A 23489-nucleotide genomic window follows, 5' to 3' on the forward strand; every position below is an offset into this window, starting at 1 on the left:
GGCCCGCGTGTCGGTCGCGGCAGCGGCCAGTCGCGCGACGCGACGCCGGATCTTTGCTCGCGCCAGCGAACTGGCGCTCCACCACGACTGAGCAGCGGACGAACTGCCCATCGCTGCCGGCACAGCCAGCCGCTGGAATGCGCGACACCCGCCGGTCACGGCAGACGCCTCAGGCGCGATGATGTTGAGCACAACGACGTCCCCCGGTACGGCCGGCCGCGTCCGCTTGGCGGCAGCGACGGCAAAGCGTGCAATGGCGCACAGGCTACTCGCGGCGCGCCATGGACGCAAAGCCTGCACCCGCTGGGCTCAGGGCTGATCCTGCCGCAGCGCGCGCACCTGTTGTTCGAGCAGCGCGGCACTGGCCTGATCGCCGGCAACCGCTGCCCCTGCCACCACTTCGATCCGCGCGCGCATCCGCCGCGGCACCCGCATGCGGCCCAGGCGCGTGTCGCGCCGGCTCCACATGCTCGACCACATGCCGCGCAGCGCCATCGGAATGACCGGCACGTTGCGGCGCTGCAGAATCTTTTCCACGCCGGATTTGAAGGGTGCAATTTCGCCATCCTTGGTCAATGCGCCCTCGGGGAAGATGCACACCAGCTCGCCATCGGCCAGTGCGGCATCGATGCGATCGAATGCCTGCTGCATCAATGCGGGGTCTTCGCGCGCGCCGGCGATCGGAATGGCCTTGGCTGTGCGGAAGATCCAGCGCATCACCGGGATGCGGAAGATCTTGTAGTACATGACAAAGCGCACCGGGCGCGGAATCACCGCCGAGAGGATCAGCGCGTCCATGTAGCTGACGTGGTTGCATACCAGCAGGGCGGCGCCCTCGTCGGGCACGTGCGCGTCGATGTCGCGCGCGCGCAGGCGGTACAACACGCTCACCAGCACCCAGCTGAGGAAGCGCATCAGGAACTCGGGCACCAGGGTGAAGATCCACAACGCTACCAGCGTGTTGGCAATCGCCAGTGCCAGGAACACCTGCGGAATGCTCAGGCCCGGCAGCGGAATCCGCACCCCGAACAGCACCACCTGCGGCAGCTGCAGCGCGATGCCGATCACCGCCGCGGCCACGATGAACAACGAGTTCTGGATATTGAGCCCGGCGATCACGCGCGACAGCTCGGCCTTGGGTGTGCGGCTCTGGATCAGCGCAAACAACGGCACCACGAACAGGCCGGTGAACAGGCCGATGCCGACCAGGTCGATGATCAGCCGCACGCTGCCGGGCTGCTGCACGAACTGGCCAATCGACAGGCCGGCGACCGGCGCCGCGCCAGGCCGGGCGAAGTACAAGTCCAGCAGGAAGGCGCTGATGCCGAATGCGCCCAGCGGCACCAGGCCGATCTCCACGGTACGCCCGGACAGCCGTTCGCACAGCAACGAGCCGACGCCGGTGCCGATCGAAAACAGCGCCAGCGCGAACACATACAGGTCCTGCTGGCCGCCCAGGTTGAGCTGCGCATAGGTGGGCAGCTGCGCGGTCAGCACGGTGCCGATGAACCAGAACCACGACACGCCCAGTACCGAGTTGCGCACCGCCAGCGTGCGTCGGGTCAGGCGCATGATGGCGCGCGATTCGGGAATGGGATTCCAGTTGATCTTCAACTTGGGCGCGCCGGCATCCACGCGCGGTACCAGCCGCGCCACCAGGTTGCCGGTCACCGCAATCGCAATCACCGCAGTGGCCGCAGCCTCCGGCCCATGACTGCCGGCGATCTGGAAGATCAGCCCGCCGAAGATCATGCCGCACAGGATCGAAATCGATGTCCCCATTTCGACCAGGCCGTTGCCGCCGGTGAGTTCTTCCGGCTTCAGCACCGAGGGCAGGATCGAATATTTCACTGGCCCGAACAGCGTGGACTGCAGGCCGGTGCAGAACAGCGCAACCAGCAGGATCACCATGTTCTCGGTGATGAAGCCCACCGCCGCCAGCGACATGATGGCGATCTCCATCGTGGTGGTGATCACGATGAGCTTCTGCTTTTCCAGCTTCTCGGCGATCTGCCCGGCCAGCGCGGAGAACAGGAAGTACGGCAGGATGAACAAGGCCGGCGCCAGGTTCGTATACAGCGTGCGCTGGGCGGCATCGATGCCGAGATAGAACAGCAGGCCGATGATGGCCTGCCGATAGACGTTGTCGTTGAACGCGCCCAGCGCCTGGACAGCGAAGAACGGCAAGAAGCGGCGCTGCCTGAGCAGGGCGAACTGACTGTGACCGGACATGCAGTTTCCTTTGCGAACGCGCGCAGCCTAGCAGGCTTCCATGGCGTGCTGGTGGATGGCGGCTGCGCTCAGCGGCTTCTACGTGCTGGTGGCCTGCGTTGCGCGAGCTGGGCGCGCAGCAAGGCCACGAAGGCGCGTGCGGCCGGGCTGGGGTCGGGCCGCCACACCGCGTAGGTCAGAAAGCGGTAGCGCTCCTTCAAGGCCACCGTGACCACGCCGCGCATGGCCTCGGCCATGGTCTGCGGGACGATGCCCACGCCCAGGTTGGCAGCGACCAGTTCGCGCACCAGATCGGCATGGGTGACTTCGTACTGCTGGCGTTGCCGCAGGCCCCCCTGCGCAAACGCAGCATCGATGATGCCGCGCACGCCGGCACCGGGAACCAGCCCGGCCATCGGTTCGTCATCCAGCTCGGCCAGCGCCACCCGCTTGCGCGCGGCAAAGCGGTGGCCGGGCGCCACGATCAAGGCCAGCGCCTCTTCATGCAGCAGCAGGCGCTGCGCCGGCACCGCAAGCTGCGGGCCGACACCGACCAGGGCGACATCCAGTAAGCCTTCGCCCAGATCGTGCAGCAAGGCCTCGCTCATGGCGGTGCGCAGATGCACGTCCACCCGCGCATGCGCGCTGCGGAACTGATGCAGCAACGCCAGCCGCCCACGCACGGTGCCCAGGGCCTGCGCCATTTCCTCGTGCAGGCGCTCGGCGGCGCGCAGGGTCTGGCGGGCGTTGTGCAGGAACACCTCGCCGGCGGCGGTGGGCCGCACCTGGCGGGTGCCGCGTTCGAACAGGCGTGCGCCGAAGGTCTCTTCGATCTTGGCGACCTGGTGACTGAGCGCCGATTGCACGGTGTTGCAGCGGCGCGCAGCAGCGGTGAAGCCGCCTTCGTCGGCCACGGCCACGGCAAATTCCAATTGGCGCAAGGTCAGCATGCAATCTCGAAACACGATGGCAATGGTGAAAACAATACATTGGAAAGATGCCTGCCGGCTGCCCACACTGTGCGCATTCCTTGACCAGGCAGCCGCCATGCAGACCGAGCCCACCTCCCACCCGCCCTTGCCCCGCCGCCTGGTGCTGCTGATGGCGGCCGCCACCGGGTTGGCGGTGGCGAGCAATTACTACGCCCAGCCGCTGCTGGAAACGCTGGCGCAGGCGTTCGGCATCCAGGTGCGCAGTGCCGGTGCGGTGGTCACGGCGGCGCAGCTGGCCTACGCGGCGGGGCTGCTGTTGCTGGTGCCACTGGGCGACCGGCTGGAGCGACGCGGCCTGATCGTAGGCCTGTTCGTCCTGAGCGCGCTTGGGCTGTTGGTGAGCGCCAGTTCGCACAGCTTTGCGATGTTGTTGGTGGGTACCATCGTGACCGGCGCCAGCTCGGTGGCGGCGCAGATCCTGGTGCCGTTCGCCGCCACGCTGGCGGCGCCTCACGAGCGTGGCCGGGTGATCGGGACGGTGATGAGCGGGTTGCTGCTGGGGATCCTGCTGGCGCGCACCGCCGCCGGCGTGCTGGCCGGCGTTGGCGGCTGGCATACGGTGTACTGGATCGCCTCGGTCGCGTTGTTGCTCACCGCCGGGCTGTTGTGGCGCGGGCTGCCGCGCCATCCCGGCAATGCGCAACTGGCGTATCCGCAGTTGGTGGGCTCGGTGCTGACGCTGCTGCGCGACGATGCGGTGCTGCGTTCGCGCGCGGTGCTGGGCGGGCTGATCTTTGCCGGCTTCAGCATGTTCTGGACCACGCTGGCGTTTTTGTTGTCCGGGCCGAGTTATGGCTACGGCACTGCAGTGATTGGCTTGTTCGGCTTGATCGGTGCGGCCGGTGCACTGGCGGCCAATCGCTCCGGGCATTGGTCCGATCACGGCCATGGTGACCGCGTGAGCTGGGGCGGGCTGGCGATGTTGCTGCTGTCGTGGGGCTTGCTGGCGTTTGCGCCGCAGTCGATCGCACTGCTGATCGTCGGCGTGCTGCTGCTGGATATCGCAGTGCAGGGCGTGCATATCGCCAACCAGAGCGTGATCTACCAGCGCAACCCGGCGGCGCGCAATCGCATCACCTCGGCCTACATCACCTGCTATTTCATCGGGGGTGCGGTGGGCTCGACGTTGGGCACGGCGGCGTATGCGCAGGCCGGGTGGATGGGGGTGGTGATCGGCGGCGCGGTCCTGGCTGCAGCGGCATTGGGTTGGGTGGGGCTGAGCGTGGCGCGCAAGCAATGGAAGTGAGCGCAACCGCTGGCGACAACGCAGCGAACGCACGAAGCCGGCGATTGCGCGGCATCACCATGTTCGACATCGCTTACCGTATCGAGGCTGCATGGTCGGCGCGGCGTCCACTCCGTGCCGCTGACGGCCAGACGTCCTGTGGCGCGCCGATACCGCGTTGCATGGCAAGCCTGGGCCGCAGCGCACGTTTGTCTCGACGCGCCACAGTACGCTTCGCACTCGTCTCAAGGGACATGACACGCCTTAGGCCTTGGCAGTCGCCAGACGCGGCGCGCGCTCTGCCGGTGCCGTTGTCACTGCCAGCGCGGCAGCGCGCAACTTGGGCAGCAGGCGCAGCGTCAATGCCAGCTGGTCGCGCACCAGGCGTTGCTTGGGCGGTAACTGCACGGGATGATGTTCCAGCGCCTCGGCGGTGGCCAGTTCTTCGCTTTCGTCGTGCGCCGGCAGCGGTTCCCGTTGGCCAAGGGCGCTGGCGATTTCGCTCAGTGCGCGCTGCAGATACTCGCCGGCCTGCGCGATGGTGGCATCGTGTTCGCCCTCCAGCGCGGCGCGGTGCGCACCCAGTGCCGACAGATAGCCGAGCAAGGTGTTGGACAGCGCCAGGAAGCGAAAGCCCGCATCCAGATTGCGCCGATAGCGGCCGGGTTCGCGCAGCATGTTGGATAACGCCACCGACAATGCGGCATCGGCGTTATGCATGTCGCGGCGCGCAATGCGGTAGGGCAGGTCGTCGCGCTTACCGCTGGCGTACTGCTCCAGCACCTGGGCCAGATATCGCGCGCAGCTGGCCAGCACCGTGGCCATCGCCTGGTTCAGCCGGCGGCCCTGCCAGTCCGGCAGGATCAGGAACGAGGCGGCCGCGGCAATCGCGCAGCCGATCAGGGTGTCGATCAGGCGCGGCCAGATCAGCACGAAGCCATCGCCCAGCAGGTTGAAGCAGAACAGCGCCATCACCGTGATGCCGGCGGTGGCCAGCATGTAGCGATCGGTGCGGGTGATGAAGAACACCAGCGCGCCGGCCAGCGCCAGCAACAGTTGCACTTCGGTGCCGGGGAACAGCTGCATCAGCGCCCAGGTGGCGACCAGGCCGATCAAGGTGCCGGCAATGCGCTGCACCAGCCGCAAGCGCGTGGCGCCGTAGTTGGGCCGGCAGACGAATGCGGTGGTGAGCAGGATCCAGTAGCCGTTGTCGGCATGGATGGATTGCATGATGGCGTAGCCCACCAACAGCGCGATGGCCATGCGCAGGCCGTGGCGGAACAGCACCGAGCCGGGCGTGAGTTGCTGCACCAGCCGCGCACCCATTTCGCGCAAGGTATGCGGCGAGGAATCGCGCAGCCGGGTGTCGAGGTTGTCGCTGGTGGAATCGGATTGCGCCGCTTCCGACAACCTGCGTTCGATGCTCTGCAGGTTGGTCACCAGCAGTTCCAGCGCGCCGAGCAGGCGGGCCAGTGCGGGGTCGGCGCGCGCGTGCAGATAGTCCAGCGATTGGCGCAAGTCTTCGGTGGCCAGGCGGCTGCTGTCGCCGTAATCGAACGGATGGCGCAGGCGAATCGCCTCGCCCAACGCTGCGCACGCCTTGCCTTGCAGGGCGAGCAGGCGCTGGCAGCGATACAGCACGTCGCTGTGGAAGAACGCGTCGGTCAGCGCTTCGTAGGGATAGTGCGAGGAGCTGGCGCGCTCATGGAAGTCCTGGGCCATGTAATACAGGCGGAAATACAGGCCCGATTGCACGCCCGGCCGCCCGGAGCGGCCGAAGCGGCTCATGATGGCGGTCTTGGCCGCATTGAGCGCGCCAACCACCTTGGCGTTCTGCTCGGCCAGCGCCAGCCGGCGTGCATGCAGGTCGCTCTGGCGCACCGGTTCGAACAGATCGGCCTTGAGCTTGAGGTAGCGGCCCAACTCGAAAAACAGCCGCGACAGCCGCTCGCGCACTGGGCGATTGGCGAACAGGATGGTCCACAGGATCGACAGCACGCCGTACCAGGTGGCACCGATCAGCAGCAGCGCCGCGCCGTGCCAGGCGATCAGCGGATCGTGGCTGCCATGCCGATCATGGCGTAGATCGACAAGGCCACCGTGGCCTGCGCGATCGAGGCATAGCGCTCTCCCAGCGCACCGAGCAGGGTCAGCGAGAACGTGGCCAACGCCATGCCCAGCACGAACGGTAATGGGTACGGAAACAGCACCACCACGGCGGCTGCGGCGGCGGCGAAACACAGCAGCGAGAGCAGCACCGATTTGATGCGGCCCAGCCAGTTGTCGTCGGTTTCGGCAATGGCGCTGGCAATGGCGCCCAGAAACAGCGCCGGCACCGCAGTGAGCTGTTGCCAGTGCCAGCACACGCCCATCGCCACCGCCAACGCGATGAACACACGCAGGCCATAGCTGGCCTTTTCATGAGCCCACAAACGGCTTAAGCGGGTTTCGAAGGAGGGAGTGGCCACGGTCTCTACAAGGCGGGGAGCCCGGGCATTATTGCCGCAGCTACGCGCTGCCGGTGTGGACGGCGGCTAGTTCTTTGTCAGTAGCCGGCAGCTGCGCGGACTGGAGCGGAGTGCACGATTGCGCCGCAACCCGCTGCAGGCGCCGCGCGCAGCCATGCGAACTGCGCATCCGCCCAGCTGCACGGGCGTCGTTCGCGCTTGGCGACCTTGCAACCTTTGGCTGCGCGCTTGAACAGCGCCTTGTCGGTGAGTACCAGCAAGCTGTTGCGCTGTTCTGCCGATACCAGGGGATGTTCGAGCTTGCCCCCTCCGCCCTTCGGGCAGCTTCCCCCGCCGGCGGGGGAAGGACACGGTTCAGCCCTGCGCCTGCCGCTCGCGGGCGATGGCCCGCCAGCCGATGTCGCTGCGCTGGAAGGCATTGGGCCAGTGGATCGGCTCGAGGCCGGCATAGGCGTTGCGCTGGGCGTCCCGCACGCTGTCGCCCAGCGCCGCAACGCACAGCACGCGGCCACCGGCGCTGATCACCTCGCCGGCGGCATTCAGCGCAGTGCCGGCGTGGAAAACCTTGGCGCTGGCCGGCACTGCGTCCAGCCCGGTGATGACCTCCCCGGTGACCGGGGTGTCCGGGTAAGGCTTGGCGGCGATGACCACGCCCAGCGACGGGCGCGGGTCCCACTGCGCGTGCGCGCCATCGAGCTTGCCGTCGATGGCCGCGTCGAGCAGATCGACCAGATCCGACTGCAGGCGCAGCATCACCGGCTGGGTTTCCGGGTCGCCGAAGCGCACGTTGAATTCGATCACCTTCGGCGCGCCGTGCGCATCGATCATCAGCCCGGCATACAGGAAGCCGGTGAACGGCACGCCGTCGGCGATCATGCCCTGCACGGTCGGCTCGACCACCTCGCGCATCACCCGCGCATGCACCTCGGGCGTGACCACCGGGGCCGGCGAGTAGGCGCCCATGCCGCCGGTATTGGGGCCGGTGTCGCCGTCGCCGACGCGTTTGTGGTCCTGGCTGGTCGCCATCGGCAGGGCATGTTTGCCATCGACCATCGAGATGAAGCTGGCTTCTTCGCCATCGAGGAATTCCTCGATGACCACGCGTGCGCCGGCATCGCCGAACGCATTGCCCGAGAGCATGTCGCGCACCGCCTCTTCGGCCTCGGCCAAGGTCATCGCCACGATCACGCCCTTGCCGGCAGCCAGGCCATCGGCCTTGACCACGATCGGCGCGCCTTTCTCGCGCACATACGCCAGCGCGGCGTCCACGTCGGTGTGCACGGCGTAATACGCGGTGGGGATGCCATGGCGGGCCAGGAAATCCTTGGCGAAGGCCTTGCTGCCTTCCAACTGCGCGGCCTTGGCGGTGGGCCCGAAGATGCGCAAGCCGGCGGCATGGAAGCGGTCGACCACGCCCAGCACCAGCGGCACTTCCGGGCCGACCACGGTGAGCGCGACGGCTTCGCGCTGCGCCAGGGCGAGCAGCCCGTCCAGGTCGTCGACCTTGATCGCGACATTGCGGCATTTGGCTTCGTTGGCGGTGCCGGCGTTGCCGGGTGCCACCAGTACCTCGCTCACACGTGCGGATTGGGCGATCTTCCAGGCCAGGGCGTGTTCACGGCCGCCGGAGCCGATGACGAGGATTTTCAAGGCAGTTGCTCGCTAGTACGGGGGAAGGGGCGCTACCTGCAGCCTTCGCGCTGCAGTGCGTTGGGAAACGGGTAGGTCCAGGTCTTGGTGTCGAGCGCGAAGACGTGCGTCTTGTCCAGGGCAACGCCGCAATCGCTGCCGTGCTCGTGGATGTGCAGCGGCCAGGTGCGCGCCTGCGGCGCGCTGTTGTCCACCTCCAGCGCGAAGTCCACGTCGAAGGCGTCGGCAAGACATTGCGCCTGGGTCTGGTCCGGCTCGCGCGCGTCGTCGTCGCAGGCCAGTGCGCCGCTGTTGTCGATGTGCGCCCGCAGCGAGCCGGCATTGACCAAGCCCTTGGGGCCGGGCACGACCAGATCCTGTGATTCGAGGATCAGGCCCTGGCCCATCCAGAAACTGTGCACGACAAAGCCGTAGAAATCGCTGCCCAGGCGCAGGACGTCCACGCTGCCGGGCTGGCCCGCGCTGCCGTAGCCGTCGGCGAGCCGTTCGGCCACGACCTTGAAACCGTCGCCATCGCCGCGCAGTACGAAGAAATCGATGAGCCCCGGAGTGCCGTGGCCGGCATCGCTGAGGTTGTGGCAGACCGCCAGCAGTTGCTGCACCTGGTCGCCCACCACCACCGGCTGTTCGGCGCAGACGTCGCTGTTGGCCTTGAAACCGTCGGCTTCGCCGCTCCACTGCGCGGCCAGGGCGGCCTTGGCGCCGTAGCGCATGCGCAAGAATCCATCCAGCCGCTCGGTGCGGCTCTGATGGGGGCCATTGCTGGGCGCTGCAGGTGCCGCGGCAACCGGCGCCGCAGCAGGCGCAGGCGCTTGCTTGCACGCGCTCAGCAGCACGGCGATGGCAACAAACGCGGCAAAACAACGCAAACGCTGCATCGACCTATCCTTGTGCCGGTGACATCAATGCCGGAAATGGCGCACGCCGGTAAACACCATCGCGATGCCGTGTTCGTCGGCGGCGGCGATCACCTCGCCATCGCGCATCGAACCGCCGGGCTGGATCACCGCCTTGATGCCGGCCGCAGCCGCAGCATCGATGCCGTCGCGGAACGGGAAGAACGCATCCGATGCCATCACCGAGCCGGCTACGGTGAGCTTGGCTTCCTCGGCCTTGAGCGCGGCGATCTTGGCGCTGACCACGCGGCTCATCTGCCCGGCGCCCACGCCAATGGTGCGGCTGTCCTTGGCATACACGATCGCGTTGGATTTGACGTACTTGGCCACGCGCCAGGCAAACAGCAGATCGCCCAGTTCTGCCTCGTTGGGCGCACGCTGGGTGACCACGCTCAACTCGCCCAGCGACATGCCGCGGTTGTCGGCCGACTGCATCAACAGGCCCGAGCCGATCCGCTTGGTGTCGTAGTTGTTGAGGCCATTGCCGTGCGGAATCTTGAGCACGCGCACGTTGGCCTTCTTGGTGGCGTAGTCCAGCGCACCGGCTTCGTAGTCGGGTGCGATCAGCACTTCGACGAACTGGCGGTCCAGAATGGCCTTTGCCGTCGCTGCGTCCAGGGTCTTGTTGAACGCCAGGATGCCGCCGAACGCGCTGGTCGGGTCGGTGGCGTAGGCCAACTCGTAGGCATCGCCGCAGCCCGCGCCCACCGCCACGCCGCACGGGTTGGCGTGCTTGACGATCACGCAGGCCGGCGCATCGAACTGGCGCACGCATTCCCACGCCGCATCGGCATCGGCCAGGTTGTTGTAGCTGAGTTCCTTGCCCTGCAACTGCTGGAAGGTGGCCAGCGTGCCCGGCACCGGGTACAGGTCGCGGTAGAACGCGCCGGACTGGTGCGGGTTCTCGCCGTAGCGCAGGTCCATCACCTTGACGAAGTTGGAATTGATCTGCGCCGGGAACGGGCTGCGCGTGGGCACTGCCTCGGCGCTGTCGGCCACGGCCGAGAGATAGTTGCTGATCGCCGCGTCGTACTGCGCCACGCGGTTGAACGCGGCCACCGACAGCGCAAAGCGCTTGGCCGCCGACAGCTGCCCGTCGTTTGCCTCCAACTCGGCCAGCAGGTCGGCGTACTGCGCCGGATCGGTGGCCACGGCCACGCGCGCGAAATTCTTGGCCGCGCTGCGCAACATCGCCGGGCCGCCGATGTCGATGTTTTCCACCGCATCGGCCAGGGTGCAATCGGCCTTGACCGTGACCGACTCGAATGGATACAGGTTCAGCACCAGCAGGTCGATCGGCACGATGCCGTGCTCGGCCATCACCGCTTCGTCGACACCGGCGCGTCCCAGCAAGCCGCCGTGCACCAGCGGGTGCAGGGTCTTGACGCGGCCATCCATCATTTCCGGGAAACCGGTCAGCTCGGCAACGTCTTTCACCGGCAGGCCGGCTTCGCGGATCGCCTTGGCGGTGCCGCCGGTGGACAGCAGCTCGACGTTGCGCGCCACCAGCGCGCGGGCCAGGTCGATCAGGCCGGTCTTATCGGAAACGGAGAGCAGGGCCCGGCGCACGGGCAGGAAATCAGAGGCCATCGGTGGGGGATGTCGTTGCGGAGCAGCCGATATTGTAGGCTGCGCCAGCGCTCGAATGGACTCAACACCCCGTATGGCTTCGATCTATGCACTGAAAGGACGCTTCCAGGCGCTGCTGCGGCCGATGGTGGGCGCGCTGTATCGCGGTGGCATCACCGCCAATCAGGTCACGCTGATCGCTGCGGCGGTGTCGCTGATGGTGGCGGCGGTGGTGTTGCGCGGCGGCCCCAGCTGGCCGGTGCTGTATCTGTTGCTGCCGGTATGGATGCTGGTGCGCATGGCCCTCAATGCGGTGGACGGCATGCTGGCGCGCGAGTTCGGCCAGCAGTCGCGGCTGGGCGCTTACCTCAACGAGCTATGCGATGTGGTGGCCGATGCGGCGTTGTACTTGAGCCTGCTTGGCGTGCCCGGTGTGAGCGCAGCCTGGCTGTGGATCTTCGCGCTCCTGGCCGCGCTGACCGAATACGCCGGCGTGCTCGGCCTGATGGTCGGCGCCAGCCGCCGCTACGACGGGCCGATGGGCAAGAGCGACCGCGCCTTCGTGATCGGCGTGCTGGGCGTTGGCCTGGCCTGTGGCTTGCTGGGTGCGCGCGGCGTCACCTGGGTCGCCATCGCCTTGAGTCTGGCCTGCATGGCCACGGTGTGGCGGCGGGTGCGCGCCGGGCTGGCGCAGGCGCCCGCAGGCACCTAGCGATCCAGTCCTGCAGCAATGCCGCTGGCCGCGCTGCTCTGTGGTGATCCCTGCGATTCAACCTTTCGATCTTTCAGGATGCTTCGATGCGCACAGTGCTAGAGCGCGAGTTCGTCAGTTTCGATGGTGTGCCACTGTTCTACCGGCATTGGCCGTTGCACGATGCCGCTGCGACCGGCACGCCGAAGGCGGTGGTGCTGCTGCATCGCGGCCATGAGCACTCTGGCCGTGTGATGCATCTGGCCGAAGAACTCGACATCCCCGACGCGCAGTTCTTCGCCTGGGACGCACGCGGCAACGGCCGCTCGCCCGGGGTGCGTGGCGATGCGCCGGGCTTCGACGCGCTGGTGCGCGATCTGGACAGCTTCATCGCGCATCTTCGCGCCACCCACGGCATCGCGGTGCAGGACATCGTGGTGATTGCGCAAAGCGTGGGCGCGGTGGTGGCCGCCACCTGGGTGCACGATTACGCCCCGCCGCTGCGCGCGCTGGTGCTGGCATCGCCGGCGTTCAAGGTGAAGTTGTATGTACCGTTTGCACGCGCCGGGCTGGCGTTGCTGCATGCGTTGCGCGGTAACTTTTTCGTCAACAGCTACGTCCAGCCGCAATGGCTCACCCACGATACGCAGCGCGTGGAAAGCTATCGCACCGATCCGTTGATCACCCGTCCGATTTCGGTGCGCGTCTTGCTCGGCCTGTACGCGGCCGCCGATCGCGTGGTGGACGATGCACAGGCCATTACCGTGCCGACCCAGTTGCTGGTCTCCGGTTCGGATTTCGTGGTGCATCGCGGCCCGCAGGACCGCTTCTACGAAAACCTGCGCGCGCCGATCAAGCAGCGTCACTGGTTGCCGGGGTTCTTCCACGACACCCTGGGCGAACGCGATCGCGCGATTGCCGTCGCGCACATTCGCCAGTTTGTCCAAGCGCGTTTTGCGCAACCGCCGGTACGTGCCGCGCTGCGCGATGCGCACCGTGCCGGGCCCAGTTTCGAAGAGGCCGAACGGCTGGCCTGGCCACCGCAGCGCAATAGCCTGCAGGACCTGCGCTGGCGTGGCGTGCGTGCCGGCCTGCGCCTGGGCGGCAAGCTTTCCGAGGGCATCGCGCTTGGGTTGCAGACCGGTTTCGATTCCGGCAGCACGCTGGATTACATCTATCGCAATCAGGCACGTGGTCGCGGGCCGCTGGGCCGCATGATCGACCGCACGTATCTCAACGCGATCGGTTGGCGCGGCATCCGCATCCGCGGCAGCCATCTGGGCGAATTGCTGCGCGATGCAGCGGCGCGCTTGCGTGGCGCCGGCAAGCCGGTACGCGTGCTGGACATCGCCGCCGGGCACGGCCGCTATGTGCTGCAGGCGCTGGGCAGCGGCGCACAGCGTGCCGATGCGATCGTGCTGCGCGACTTCAGCCCGCTCAACGTGACCCAGGGCACGGCGCTGATCCACACGCTGGGCGCTGGCGACATCGCGCGTTTCGAGCAGGGCGATGCGTTCGACCCGGCAGCGCTGGCAGCAGTGCAACCGGCGCCGACGCTGGCGGTGGTATCGGGCCTGTACGAGCTGTTTGCCGACAACGACCAGGTCGCGCGCTCGCTGGCTGGCCTGGCCGCGGCGGTGCAGCCGGGCGGTTATCTGCTCTACACCGGTCAGCCCTGGCATCCGCAGCTGGAATTCATTGCGCGCGCACTGACCAGTCACCGCGATGGCGTGGCCTGGGTGATGCGCCGACGCAGCCAGCAGGAGATGGATGGCCTGGTGGAAGCGGCGGGCTTTCGCAAGGTGGCGCAACGCATCGATGCATTCGGCATCTTCACCGTGTCGATGGCGCAGCGAATCGACGCATGAGCCAAGTTGCGCGCCCATTCGGCCGTGCCGCGCTGTGGCTGGCGTTGCTGGGGCCGTTCTTCTTCCTCAGCTACGGCCTGGCCAACACGCTGGCCGGGCGGGCGGCGCAGGTGCCATCGGTGGTGTTCGGCTGGGAACACGGCATGCCGTTCTGGCCGTGGACCATCGTGCCGTACTGGTCGATCGACGTGTTCTACGCGGTCTCGTTTTTTGTCTGCCGCAATCGCCGCGAGCTGGACACGCATGCACGACGCCTGCTCAGTGCCCAGCTGATCTGCGTGGCGTGTTTCTTGTTGTGGCCGTTGCGCTACAGCTTCGTACGGCCTCAGACCGAGGGCGTATTCGGTTGGCTGTTCGCGGTGCTGCTGGGCTTCGACAAACCCTTCAATCAGGCGCCATCGCTGCACATCGTGCTGCTGGTGGTGCTGTGGGTGCGCTATGCGCAGCATCTTTGCGGGGTGTGGCGCTGGCTGCTGCATGGCTGGTTCGCACTGATCGGGGTGTCGGTGCTGACCACCTACCAGCACCACTTTCTCGATATTCCCACCGGGCTCGCGGTGGGCTGGCTCTGCGTGTGGCTATGGCCGGAGCGGATCGCCGCACCGTTTGCGCAGGCACGGTGTGCACGCGACCTGCGTCGCTGGCGCCTGGCCGTGATGTATCTGGCCGGCGCGCTGGTCAGCGCTGCGCTGGCGCTGTGGAGCGGCGGTGCAGCCCTGTGGTTGCTGTGGATCACCCTGGCCTTGCTGCTGGTTGCGTTGAATTACGCTCTGCTTGGCCCGGGCGGATTCCAGAAGCGCAGCGATGGGTGTCTGAGTCTTGCCGCGCGCTGGTTGTATGCGCCATATCTGTTGGCGGCCTGGTGCAACTCGCGACTGTGGACGCGGCGTGCGCCGTCGCCGCGCGCGGTCTGCGATGGCGTGTGGCTGGGGCGGATTCCGTTGCCCGGCCAGCGCGACAAACGTGCCGCCGTGGTGGACGTGTCTGCAGAGCTCTCGTTGTACGCCGCGCAGGCGCAGGACCGTGTGGTGCCGATGCTCGATCTGGTCGCGCCGTCGCCGGCGCAGTTGCGCGAGGCCGCGCAGGCGATCGCGCAGGCGCAGGCGAACGGGCCGGTGCTGGTGTGTTGTGCATTGGGCTATTCGCGCAGTGCTGCCAGTGTGGCCACCTGGCTGGTGCGCAGCGGTCGCGCCCAGGACGCGGATGCGGCCATCGCACAGCTACGCACCGTGCAGCCGTCGATCGTGCTCGGGCATGCGCATCGCGCGGCTATCGTGGTGGCATGCGATGTTCATGAAGGCGACAACATCCCCGAACGGAGAGCGCAATGAATCCCTCCCCGCTGACCTTGGCGACCATGCGCGCAGTGCTGCGCCAGGGTGCAGCACTGGACCGCTTTTCACTGCTGCTGCTGGCGGCGGCCATCGGCTTGCTTGGCGTTGCGCAGGCGCCGCCCTTGATTCAGTGGAGCTATGCCATCAGCGTGCTGGCCGGCGTGGTGCAGCGCTATTGGGCGTTTCGCGTGGGCCTGGATGCCGACCTGCTGGCGGCCTCCATCGCGCATCTCGAACGCTGCGGCGGCAGCGAGCAAGACGCCGCGCACCAGCTCGATGCGGCCATGCATGCCATTGGCCTGGTGGCGAAGCGTGCACCCACCCGCGACTGGGCATCGCGCTGGACCGGCATGCGCCGCCTGCTGTGTTGGCAGTTGGCAAGCGTGGTGGTGCAACTGCTGTTGGTGGATGCGGCGCTCGCCCTCAGGATGTCCAGATGAACAACGCACCCGATTCCGCCCAGCGCGAACCGCGCCACGCCACACCCGCGCAGCGGGCGCTGTGGCAACGGCTGCAGGGCTATCGTTTTGGCCAGGACGAAGCAGCGTTTGCCGCCTTTGTTCGGCGCGTGGCCAAGCAGGCACAGTGCACTACCGCGCAAGCGCAGGTCTTGGTGGAGGAGTACCGGCGGTTCTGTTTTCTTGCCTGCACCGACACCCACGACGTCACCCCCAGCCCGTTGGTCGACCAGGTCTGGCATACGCATCTGACCGACACCCCCGAGTACTGGCAGCAGTTCTGCCCGCACGTGCTGCAGACCACGTTGCATCATCAACCCGGACGCGGCGATGCCGGTGAAGACGCGCAGTTCCAGGCGCAGTACCGCCAGACGCTGGAGCGTTACCGCACGCAGTTTGGCGAGCCGCCGGCGCAATGGTGGCCAGCGGCGCGGCTTCAGCAATCGACGTTGGATCCGCCGCATGAGGACGCTGCCGAACAGACCTTGCAGGCCTTGCGTGGAGCGCCGCAATTCGCTGGGCCACAGCGCGGTGTGCCGTATGCCGTCGTCGCGTGGGCAATCATCGCGGTGGCAGTGGGCATGGCCTGTCGCTCGGCCAATGGCGGGGCGCTGTCGCCGCTGCACTGGCGTGGCGTGTATTTCCTGCCGCTGTTCATCGCGCTGATCGGTCTGGCCTGGTCGATGGCGGCATGGTTGCGACGGGTGCTGCGCCGCGGTCGCACCGCGGCAGCAGTGGATGCCAGCGAGCTTGCATATCTGGGCGGCGGTGCCGATCGCGTGGCCGACCTGTGGTTCACCGAGTTACTGGTGCGCAATGCGGTGTATCTGGAGCGCGATGCCACCGAACCGGCGCGTTACTGGGTACGCTGCCACCGGCAGATTGCAGTGCCGCCTGCGCTGCAGCCGGCACTGGAAGCGGTGCGCACCACCGAAGACCCGGTGGGGGCCTTGCGGGCGTTGCGTGCGCTGGCCGCACCGCTGGAGCAGCGCTTGATCGACAAGGGCCTGTGGCTGAGCCAGGCGCGGGCACGCGTGGTGCGTCTGGCATGTACCGTGCCGGTGGCGCTGGTATGGCTGCTTGGCGTGTGCAAGCTGGTCATCGGCGTGCAGGGCAACCATCCGGTGGGCTATCTGCTGTGTCTGATGGTGCTGACCACCTTGCTGGTCCTGGGCTTTGCGCTGGTGCGCGTGCGGCGCACGCTCGGCGGCGAGGCCCGCCTTGCGACATTGCGTCAGACGCGGCGACGCGATGCCGCGCGTACCGGCGGCGATCCAGGCGAGGTGGTGGCGCTGTACGGCACTGCGGCACTGATCGGAACCCCGTGGGCCGACTACCACAGCTTGCGTGCGCCGCATGGTCACGCCGGTGGCAGTGGCAGTGGCAGTGGCAGCAGCTGCGGCGGGGGCGGTGGCGACAGTGGCGGCGATGGCGGTAGCAGCGATGGCGGCGGCTGTGGCGGCTGTGGCGGAGGAGGCGACTGATGCAACACCGACAGCAACAGCGGCAGCTGCACTGGGCGCGCGTGCTGCGCGGGCGTGGCGCCACGCCCAATGGCGTGTCGTGGGTGGGCATCGCATGTGCGGCGCTGGCCGGGCTGATGTTCTACATCGGCTTGAGCGCGCCTGCGCGCGAAGGAGCCATGCCATTGCTGCTGGCGGTGCTCGGGCTGCAGGGTCGGCCGTGGTGCAGCCGCATGGATGGTGTGCTGGCGCGCCAGGCGCGCATGGTCTCGCGCGCCGGTGAGGTCTACAACGACGCGCCCGATCGGTTGTCCGATGTGCTGGTCTGCGTGGGCCTGGGCTACGGACTGCAGTCTGGCCTGCCGTGGGCTGCGCACCTGGGGTGGGCGGCGGCGCTGTGCTGTGTGGCCACCGCGTATGTGCGCATGCTGGGCCTGGCTTGCGGCACGCCAGAGCCGCGGCAGGGGCCGATGAGCCGCGTGCAACGCATGCAGTGGTTGTCGCTGGCAGGCGCGCTGGCCTTGCCGCTGCAATGGATGGGCCAGCCACGTCTTGCGGCCTGGTTACTGATCGGAGCGCTGGCGGTGTTGATCGCCGGTGCCTTGCTGACGGTAGCGATACGACTGCGCACGATCGTGCGCACCCTGGAGCAGAGATGATTGCCCGTTTGATCGCGCGCGGCTGCAGCGGCGCCATTCGTACCCTGACCGGCGCGCGTGCGTTGTGGCGCGGTTGCGCGCCCTCCAACGAACGCCGCGTGTATTACGGCAACCACGCAAGCCACGGCGATTTCGTGCTGATCTGGTCATCGCTGCCGGCCAGCCTGCGCCGCGAAGTGCGCCCGGTGGCGGCGGCCGACTACTGGCGGCGCACCGCACTGCGGCGCTATCTGATCCATGCGGTCTTCAACGGCGTGTTGATCGAACGCGACCCGGCGCAGCGCACGCGCGACCCGATCGCATGCCTGTGCGATGCGGTGGATGCCGGCGATTCGTTGATCCTGTTTCCCGAAGGCACGCGCAACCCGGATGAGGGGGTGCTGCCGTTCAAGAGCGGGCTGTATCACCTGGCACGGCAACGCCCGGAACTGGAGTTCGTGCCGGTGTGGATCGATAACCTCAAGCGCGTGATGCCCAAGGGCAAGTGGCTGCCGTTGCCGTTGCTGTGTACCACCACCTTTGGTGCGCCGTTGCGCCTGGATGCGGACGAAACCAAGGATGCGTTTCTGGCGCGTGCACGTGCGGCGTTGCTGGCGTTGTCGCCGGATCAATTGGAGACCCGCGCATGAGCCTGTATGTGTATAGCGGGCAGCTGCAGCAGTCTTCGATGCATCAGCAGACGGTGTGGTTGTTCAGCGGTATCGCGCTGGTGCTGGCAATCGCCACGCTGATTTCCGAAACCCTGCGCTGGCGCGCACGCGAACGCCCCAGCGCCGTGCTGGACAACCTGGTCGCCCGCATCCGTGCGTGGTGGGTGATGGCCGCGGTGGTCGGCCTTGCGTTCGTGTTTGGTCGCGCCGGCGTGATCGGCTTGTTCGCGCTGGTGTCGTTGTTTGCGCTGCGCGAGTTCATCACCTTGACCCCGACTCGGCGTGGCGACTACTACGCATTACTGGCCGCGTTCTACATCGTGCTGCCGTGGCAATACGGCCTGGTGTGGACCGGCTGGTACGGCATGTACACCTTGCTGATTCCGGTCTACGCGTTTTTGGTGTTACCCATCCTGGCCACCATCGGCGGCGACACCACGCGTTATCTGGAACGCACCGCCAAAGTGCAGTGGGGCCTGATGATCTGCGTATTCTGCATTTCGCATGTGCCGGCGCTGTTGAACCTGGACATTCCCGGCTATGCCGGGCGCAATCTGCTGTTGATCGCCTTCCTGGTGATCGTGGTGCAGTCCTCGGACGTGCTGCAGTACGTGTGGGGCAAACTGGCCGGCCGCCACTTGATCGCGCCGAAATTGTCGCCGTCCAAAACGGTGGAAGGATTCATCGGCGGCGTGTTGTCGGCCAGCCTGCTCGGCATGGCGCTGTGGTGGATTACCCCGTTCGCGCCGTGGCATGCCTTCGGCCTGGCGTTGGTGGCCAACCTGATGGGATTTTTCGGCGGGTTGGTGATGTCGGCGATCAAGCGCGATCGCGGCATCAAGGATTGGGGCCACATGATCGAAGGCCACGGCGGCGTGCTCGATCGCCTGGATTCGGTCTGCTTCGCCGCGCCGGTGTTTTTCCACCTGATTCGCTACGGCTGGGCGTGATCGCCTTCAACATGGCTCGTCAGAAGATCGCAACATGTGCATCGCGTGCCGTTGGCGACCTGCAGCATCGGATCTGCGCAGCGCGTCGGTCGGCCGCCGCGTCTGGCCAACCGGAAGGCTGACCACACAAAACCACGCCGTGACCGGGAACCCGTGCCCGCACCGTCTAGCAGAAGCGCGCTTTTACGATTCCCGATTCCCGATTCCCGATTCCCGAATCCCGAATCCCGAATCCCGAATCCCGAATCCCGAATCCCAGGCCTACGTCAGCCCGTACTCCTTGAGCTTCTTGCGCAAGGTCGCCCGGTGAATGCCCAGCAGCGCCGCAGCGCGGCTCTGGTTGCCTTCGCAATGGTTGAGCACTTCCACGAACAACGGGATCTCCATCTCGCGCAGCACGATTTCGTAAACGTCGTCCGCGTCGCTGCCGTCCAGGTCGCGCAGATAACGGCGAACGGACTGGGCCACGTGTTCGCGCAGGGGCGACTTCGGGGCGCCACGACTGGTGTCAGGACGAGAGGGGGCTGCGTTCAAAGGAGGTTCCCAGTGTCACGAAGCCGGGACGCGTGGCCGGCGAGGGGGAGTGAGTCTAGCGCGTGACCTGATCGCTCGCCACGCCCACGTGGCGGTCGCGCCCGTTCACCGGAAGTCGAAACTGAAGGCGGCAGTGCTCGCGGCCGGCTCGCGCACCCGAAACGCGACCTGCACCGCCTGACCCGGCGCCAGCGTGTCCTGCGCAGGCGGCGATGGTCCCAGATACTCCTGCGGCGACAGGATGCGGGTGCCGATCACCCGGCCGTCGGCATCGGACAGCGACAGCTGCAGCCACGGCCAGGCCTGTGCCCAGCGCGCGTCGTTGCGGAAGCTGGCCTGGATCTGCAACACCCCGGCCACACCGGGCAGCGGGCGCACGTCGCGGTTGAGCAGGGTCAGCGCCTCCGGCTCGCGCCAGGCCGGCAGGCTGCAGCGCGCCAGCGTGCAGGCCGCGCCGACCAGCGGCCGCCAGCGCGCGTTGGCGGCCAGGTGCGCGCGGTCGGCGATGACGATCTGCACTCCGAGCACGCCGACCAGCCCGACCAGCAGCGCCCACTGGCGCCCGCTGGCGCGCAGCCGCGGCCGGGCGATGCCACGCCGCGCAAAGGCGGGCGCGGCCAAGGCGGGAGTGGGCAAGGGCTGCAATTGCGCAGCGGCGGTGCGGGGCGGCGCGACGCCGGCATCGGACGGCGCGTCCTCGCCTGCCGATGCGCTGCCCGCGTCGAACTCGGCGGCTGCCGGCTCGGGATGGCTGGCGGGCCGGTCGGGGTGCGACCGACCGCCGGTCGTGCCCGCGGACCGCTCGCTGGCGCTGGTGTCGGCTTGCGTTGCGGCTGCCGCTGTCGCCACAGCCGCTGTCGATCCCGCCGGCGCTGCTGGCGTTGCGACTGGAGCCTCGCCGGCGGTCATTGCTGCCAGCGTGCTCGGCGTGCCCGCTGCATCCCGAGACGACAGGTCTGCAGGCGCCGACGCACGGAGCGCGCGTTGCTGCGCGGAATGCAACGCGGCAGGTGCAGTCCGCGCGGTGTGGTCCTGGAGCGCGTCAGCACCGGCCGCGGCCAGCCCGTCGTCGCCCGCTTGGCCATCGCTGGCGGCCGACACCGGGCGAGGTGGATCGAGCATCCCATCAGGGACGTGTCCGGTTGCGGGCGCGGTCGCCGAAGCGGACGGCATCGCGCTGCCGGGCGCGGGCAGTTGCGCCTGGCCGGACACCGGCGCCTGGAGACCAGCGTGCCCGGGCGCAGCCGCTGCGCGCTGCGGCGATGGCGCCACCGCGGCAGCAGGCGATGGCACGTGCGGCGCCGGTAGCGCGTCCACCTGCGGCGGTGTTGCCGGCGGCAATGCGGGGCCCGCGGCCGGTGCGGCCTGCTCCGACGGCTCCCCAGGCGGAACCGCCGGGGTCGGAACCAGCGGCGGAGCAGCCGGCGTCGCACGCAGGAACGTGGCCAGGGGGCGGCGCGGTGGCGGAGTCTCGGACATCGGCAGGCGTGCAGCGGGAAGACCCCTATTCAACCACGCGCACGTCCACCGGCGAACCTGTGCCGACGGCGATGCGATCGAGCTGCAGCGCGCATGCCTGCAGGTGTTCGTCTCCGGCCCACATGGTCATGGCGCCGTCTGCGCCGATGTCGACGCAAGGCGCGCAGCGCATTCCTTCTCCGATAACGGCCGCCTCCACATCTACGCAAGCCGACGAATACGGCCAGGCGCATCCAGGATCAGGAGACGACAGCTAGCGGAAACACGGCCTTGGAATTTCGGCGCCGATCACGTCAGCTCGCCGATTCCCGATTCCCGATTCACCGCCTGCGCCGCGTCTTGCCTTCGGCCAGCAACAGATCCAACAGGCCGGCGCGCTGGCGCGGCGTCAGGGTGTCGAAACGCGTCAGCAGCACGCGTTGCTGGTCATCCAGGCGGCGGTACTGCGCCGGTTCTTCAGCGATGGCCGACACCGGCGGGCCAAACACGCGGTCGCCGCGGCCGGTGGCCAGGTATTCGAACGCCATGCCGCTGCGCCTGGCCAGGCCGATCAGGTTTTCCACCGACGGTGCGGTGCCTTCGGCCATCTCCCATTGCGCCACCGCGCTGCGGGTGACTCCCAGCTCGCCGGCCAGGGCTTCCTGGGTCAGCTTGGTGAGGCTGCGGGCTTCGCGTACTCGTTCGTACAGCTTGCTCACACGGCACCGTTGGAGGGCAGGCAGGGGCCGGAGATATAGCCCTAGCAGCGCCCCGAGATAGTTCGTATAACTTTCATATCGCCATATGTTTGCGATACTGTCTTTCGATTCATGATGGTCCCATCACAGCGAACTCAAGGAGGATGTTCATGGTCGAGCCCGCCGGTCGGAAATCCGATCCCCAGTGGCAGCGTTCGCCCCCGTCCGCCGCGCCCGCAGACGCGCCGTGGCCGGCCCATTCGCCGGTGGACCCTGCGGTCAGGCGTTTTCGTGGTGCGGCCCGGTATGCGATCTGGCGGCGTGGCGCCGCGTGGACTGCCGTGGCCGATGGTCCGCACTGGTCAGCAGCGCTGGCACCGCGTGTCTGGGCGCTACGCCAGCGGCACTGGCCGCTGCTGGCGGTGAGCGCGCCGATGCCCGTGGGGGCTGGCGCAGTGGCGCTTGCGGGTGTGCAGGCGTGGTCGCCCGTGGCTTGGACGGCGCTGCTGGCGGCCGAGGTGCTGCTGCGGGTCTGGGTGGCCCGGCAGGCCGGGCCGTGGCGCACGGCGGCGCTGCACCGCAACGGCTGGCAACCGGTGACCCGGTTGCGGGCGATCAGCGTGGCCGATGCAGTGACCACCGCGCAGATCCGCGCCGGCCGGCCACAGCGCTAGCCGGCATGGACGATCAGCCGGATCAGCCGGATCAGCCGCGGCGCACGCCGTCGATCCGCATCCAGTCTTCGTCGCGTTCGCAGCGCAACTGGTCGAACCAGGGGGCGTAGCGTTTCAGCAAGTCGTCTTCCTGGCCGTACAGGATGCCCGACAGCGCGATCCGTCCGCCCGGCGCCACGCGCGCGGCCAGGGTGTCGGCCAGGGCGTCCAGGGCCGAGGCCAGGATGTTGGCCACTACCACCTGGTAGGTCTGTACCGGTTCGTCTTGCGGCATGTAGACCGTCAGCTGCGCGTCCACGCCGTTGCGTTGTGCGTTGTCGGCGGTCGCCAGCAGCGCCTGCGGGTCGTTGTCCACGCCGACCGCGCCGCTGGCGCCCAGCTTCAGCGCGGCGACCGCCAGGATGCCCGAGCCGCACCCGAAATCGAGCACGCTGCGGCCCTGCAGCTCGCCGCTGCCTGCCAGGCTGTCCAGCCAGCGCAGGCACAGCGCGGTGGTTTGATGGGTGCCCGAGCCGAACGCCAGGCCCGGGTCCAGCCGCACCACGGCGGCATGCGGGCTGTCCGCGGCTTCGGGCAGCGCGTGATTCCACGGCACGATAAAGGTGCGTTCGCCAAACTGCATCGGCTTGAACAGGTCCATCCAGGCGCGTTCCCAGTCGCTGTCTTCGACCATGCGAAACGCCACCTGGCTCCAGTCCAGGCCCGGATCGAAGGCTTCCAGCGCTGCCAGCACCACCAGCGCGTCGCTGTCGCCATCGAACAGCGCGGTCATCGTCAGCCGGTCCCACAGCGGCATTTCGCCCACACCGGGTTCGAGAATGGCGCGCTCGTTGCTGGTATCGGCATCGGCGTCGAGCATGGTCACGGCCAGTGCGCCCACATCGTCCAATGCGTTCTGGAAGCGGGGAAGGGTGACCTCGGAACAGGAAAGCGTCAGTTCAAGAAACGGCATCGTGGCGTTGGGCAATTCGAAAGCACGCATCCTAGACCATTCGTGCCGGCGTGCCTGCCGCGCGGCAGGCGACGGCATGACGCAGGCGC

At 67.7% G+C, this 23489-nt stretch carries 19 protein-coding genes and 2 pseudogenes; 10 read left to right on the top strand and 11 right to left on the bottom strand.

What is annotated here, in order from left to right; translation table 11 throughout:
* Window positions 1–309: 309 nt before the first annotated feature.
* On the bottom strand, window positions 310–2232 hold the full coding sequence (locus ACCQ00_RS02570; protein ID WP_039567477.1) for an MFS transporter: 1923 nt from the start codon (window positions 2230–2232) through the stop codon (window positions 310–312).
* A 68-nt stretch (window positions 2233–2300) separates the two neighbouring features.
* Window positions 2301–3161: a LysR family transcriptional regulator gene (locus ACCQ00_RS02575; protein WP_039567479.1), complete on the bottom strand. Its 861-nt coding sequence runs from the start codon at window positions 3159–3161 to the stop codon at window positions 2301–2303.
* Between the two features lie 97 nt (window positions 3162–3258).
* Between ACCQ00_RS02575 and ACCQ00_RS02580 the strand changes: the two genes are divergently transcribed.
* On the top strand, window positions 3259–4449 hold the full coding sequence (locus ACCQ00_RS02580) for an MFS transporter (RefSeq protein ID WP_039583388.1): 1191 nt from the start codon (window positions 3259–3261) through the stop codon (window positions 4447–4449).
* A gap of 243 nt (window positions 4450–4692) precedes the next feature.
* Here the strand turns inward: ACCQ00_RS02580 and yccS are convergent.
* The 5 genes and pseudogenes from yccS to purH all read right to left on the bottom strand — a co-directional run bounded on the left by yccS (window position 4693) and on the right by purH (window position 11032).
* Window positions 4693–6896: pseudogene (yccS, locus tag ACCQ00_RS02585) on the bottom strand (YccS family putative transporter).
* Window positions 6897–6962: 66 nt separating this feature from the next.
* Window positions 6963–7156 (bottom strand): annotated as a pseudogene (locus tag ACCQ00_RS02590) (hypothetical protein).
* A 94-nt stretch (window positions 7157–7250) separates the two neighbouring features.
* Window positions 7251–8546 carry a phosphoribosylamine--glycine ligase gene (gene purD, locus ACCQ00_RS02595; RefSeq protein WP_039570824.1) on the bottom strand — a complete coding sequence of 432 codons (1296 nt, stop codon included), beginning with the start codon at window positions 8544–8546 and terminating at the stop codon, window positions 7251–7253.
* A 32-nt stretch (window positions 8547–8578) separates the two neighbouring features.
* Complete coding sequence (locus ACCQ00_RS02600; RefSeq protein ID WP_039570827.1) at window positions 8579–9424, bottom strand: hypothetical protein; 846 nt, start codon at window positions 9422–9424, stop codon at window positions 8579–8581.
* A gap of 24 nt (window positions 9425–9448) precedes the next feature.
* On the bottom strand, window positions 9449–11032 hold the full coding sequence (gene purH, locus ACCQ00_RS02605) for a bifunctional phosphoribosylaminoimidazolecarboxamide formyltransferase/IMP cyclohydrolase (protein ID WP_017155942.1): 1584 nt from the start codon (window positions 11030–11032) through the stop codon (window positions 9449–9451).
* Window positions 11033–11105: 73 nt separating this feature from the next.
* Between purH and ACCQ00_RS02610 the strand changes: the two genes are divergently transcribed.
* From ACCQ00_RS02610 to ACCQ00_RS02645, 8 genes are all read left to right on the top strand, one after another.
* On the top strand, window positions 11106–11723 hold the full coding sequence (locus tag ACCQ00_RS02610; RefSeq protein ID WP_017158911.1) for a CDP-alcohol phosphatidyltransferase family protein: 618 nt from the start codon (window positions 11106–11108) through the stop codon (window positions 11721–11723).
* Window positions 11724–11809: 86 nt separating this feature from the next.
* Window positions 11810–13570 carry a bifunctional alpha/beta hydrolase/class I SAM-dependent methyltransferase gene (locus ACCQ00_RS02615; protein ID WP_039570832.1) on the top strand — a complete coding sequence of 587 codons (1761 nt, stop codon included), beginning with the start codon at window positions 11810–11812 and terminating at the stop codon, window positions 13568–13570.
* Window positions 13567–14901 (top strand): phosphatase PAP2/dual specificity phosphatase family protein, encoded by a 1335-nt coding sequence (locus ACCQ00_RS02620; RefSeq protein WP_039570835.1) that lies wholly within the window; start codon window positions 13567–13569, stop codon window positions 14899–14901. The genes ACCQ00_RS02615 and ACCQ00_RS02620 overlap by 4 nt, the downstream gene beginning before the upstream one ends.
* Window positions 14898–15344 (top strand): hypothetical protein, encoded by a 447-nt coding sequence (locus ACCQ00_RS02625; RefSeq protein ID WP_039570837.1) that lies wholly within the window; start codon window positions 14898–14900, stop codon window positions 15342–15344. Before ACCQ00_RS02620 ends, ACCQ00_RS02625 begins: the two co-directional genes overlap by 4 nt.
* Window positions 15341–16846, top strand: coding sequence for a TIGR04222 domain-containing membrane protein (locus tag ACCQ00_RS02630; RefSeq protein ID WP_039583387.1), 1506 nt, complete (start codon window positions 15341–15343; stop codon window positions 16844–16846). The genes ACCQ00_RS02625 and ACCQ00_RS02630 overlap by 4 nt, the downstream gene beginning before the upstream one ends.
* A complete protein-coding gene (locus ACCQ00_RS02635; RefSeq protein ID WP_039570841.1) occupies window positions 16846–17484 on the top strand; it encodes a CDP-alcohol phosphatidyltransferase family protein in 639 nt (212 codons plus the stop codon). Before ACCQ00_RS02630 ends, ACCQ00_RS02635 begins: the two co-directional genes overlap by 1 nt.
* Window positions 17481–18113 (top strand): lysophospholipid acyltransferase family protein, encoded by a 633-nt coding sequence (locus ACCQ00_RS02640; protein ID WP_017155936.1) that lies wholly within the window; start codon window positions 17481–17483, stop codon window positions 18111–18113. Before ACCQ00_RS02635 ends, ACCQ00_RS02640 begins: the two co-directional genes overlap by 4 nt.
* Window positions 18110–19084 carry a phosphatidate cytidylyltransferase gene (locus ACCQ00_RS02645; RefSeq protein ID WP_017155935.1) on the top strand — a complete coding sequence of 325 codons (975 nt, stop codon included), beginning with the start codon at window positions 18110–18112 and terminating at the stop codon, window positions 19082–19084. Before ACCQ00_RS02640 ends, ACCQ00_RS02645 begins: the two co-directional genes overlap by 4 nt.
* A 261-nt stretch (window positions 19085–19345) precedes the next feature.
* Here the strand turns inward: ACCQ00_RS02645 and fis are convergent, their stop codons facing one another.
* The 3 genes from fis to ACCQ00_RS02660 form a co-directional block, all read right to left on the bottom strand.
* Window positions 19346–19618: a DNA-binding transcriptional regulator Fis gene (fis, locus tag ACCQ00_RS02650; protein WP_025981816.1), complete on the bottom strand. Its 273-nt coding sequence runs from the start codon at window positions 19616–19618 to the stop codon at window positions 19346–19348.
* Between the two features lie 105 nt (window positions 19619–19723).
* The gene (locus ACCQ00_RS02655) at window positions 19724–20527 is read right to left on the bottom strand and encodes a DUF3426 domain-containing protein (RefSeq protein ID WP_080948868.1); all 804 of its coding nucleotides are present in this window, start codon (window positions 20525–20527) and stop codon (window positions 19724–19726) included.
* A gap of 890 nt (window positions 20528–21417) precedes the next feature.
* A complete protein-coding gene (locus tag ACCQ00_RS02660; RefSeq protein WP_008571865.1) occupies window positions 21418–21795 on the bottom strand; it encodes a helix-turn-helix domain-containing protein in 378 nt (125 codons plus the stop codon).
* Between the two features lie 143 nt (window positions 21796–21938).
* On the opposite strand from ACCQ00_RS02660, the gene ACCQ00_RS02665 reads away from it, so the two are divergent.
* Window positions 21939–22448: a hypothetical protein gene (locus ACCQ00_RS02665; protein ID WP_039570844.1), complete on the top strand. Its 510-nt coding sequence runs from the start codon at window positions 21939–21941 to the stop codon at window positions 22446–22448.
* Between the two features lie 31 nt (window positions 22449–22479).
* Here the strand turns inward: ACCQ00_RS02665 and prmA are convergent, their stop codons facing one another.
* On the bottom strand, window positions 22480–23430 hold the full coding sequence (gene prmA / locus ACCQ00_RS02670; RefSeq protein ID WP_180301590.1) for a 50S ribosomal protein L11 methyltransferase: 951 nt from the start codon (window positions 23428–23430) through the stop codon (window positions 22480–22482).
* Window positions 23431–23489: the final 59 nt, after the last annotated feature.

It is taken from the genome of Xanthomonas sp. NCPPB 3761 (assembly GCF_041475705.2).
GTDB lineage: Bacteria > Pseudomonadota > Gammaproteobacteria > Xanthomonadales > Xanthomonadaceae > Xanthomonas > Xanthomonas phaseoli.

Bases quoted from the DNA above. Each gene is read 5' to 3' on its own strand.
- purH (WP_017155942.1), bottom strand. From the start codon at position 11,032: ATGGCCTCTGATTTCCTGCCCGTGCGCCGGGCCCTGCTCTCCGTTTCC.
- ACCQ00_RS02665 (WP_039570844.1), top strand. From the start codon at position 21,939: ATGTTCATGGTCGAGCCCGCCGGTCGGAAATCCGATCCCCAGTGGCAG.
- ACCQ00_RS02570 (WP_039567477.1), bottom strand. From the start codon at position 2,232: ATGTCCGGTCACAGTCAGTTCGCCCTGCTCAGGCAGCGCCGCTTCTTG.
- ACCQ00_RS02600 (WP_039570827.1), bottom strand. From the start codon at position 9,424: ATGCAGCGTTTGCGTTGTTTTGCCGCGTTTGTTGCCATCGCCGTGCTG.
- ACCQ00_RS02615 (WP_039570832.1), top strand. From the start codon at position 11,810: ATGCGCACAGTGCTAGAGCGCGAGTTCGTCAGTTTCGATGGTGTGCCA.
- ACCQ00_RS02635 (WP_039570841.1), top strand. From the start codon at position 16,846: ATGCAACACCGACAGCAACAGCGGCAGCTGCACTGGGCGCGCGTGCTG.
- ACCQ00_RS02620 (WP_039570835.1), top strand. From the start codon at position 13,567: ATGAGCCAAGTTGCGCGCCCATTCGGCCGTGCCGCGCTGTGGCTGGCG.
- ACCQ00_RS02630 (WP_039583387.1), top strand. From the start codon at position 15,341: ATGAACAACGCACCCGATTCCGCCCAGCGCGAACCGCGCCACGCCACA.
- ACCQ00_RS02645 (WP_017155935.1), top strand. From the start codon at position 18,110: ATGAGCCTGTATGTGTATAGCGGGCAGCTGCAGCAGTCTTCGATGCAT.
- ACCQ00_RS02625 (WP_039570837.1), top strand. From the start codon at position 14,898: ATGAATCCCTCCCCGCTGACCTTGGCGACCATGCGCGCAGTGCTGCGC.
- ACCQ00_RS02610 (WP_017158911.1), top strand. From the start codon at position 11,106: ATGGCTTCGATCTATGCACTGAAAGGACGCTTCCAGGCGCTGCTGCGG.
- prmA (WP_180301590.1), bottom strand. From the start codon at position 23,430: ATGCGTGCTTTCGAATTGCCCAACGCCACGATGCCGTTTCTTGAACTG.
- ACCQ00_RS02655 (WP_080948868.1), bottom strand. From the start codon at position 20,527: ATGACCGCCGGCGAGGCTCCAGTCGCAACGCCAGCAGCGCCGGCGGGA.
- ACCQ00_RS02580 (WP_039583388.1), top strand. From the start codon at position 3,259: ATGCAGACCGAGCCCACCTCCCACCCGCCCTTGCCCCGCCGCCTGGTG.
- ACCQ00_RS02575 (WP_039567479.1), bottom strand. From the start codon at position 3,161: ATGCTGACCTTGCGCCAATTGGAATTTGCCGTGGCCGTGGCCGACGAA.
- ACCQ00_RS02640 (WP_017155936.1), top strand. From the start codon at position 17,481: ATGATTGCCCGTTTGATCGCGCGCGGCTGCAGCGGCGCCATTCGTACC.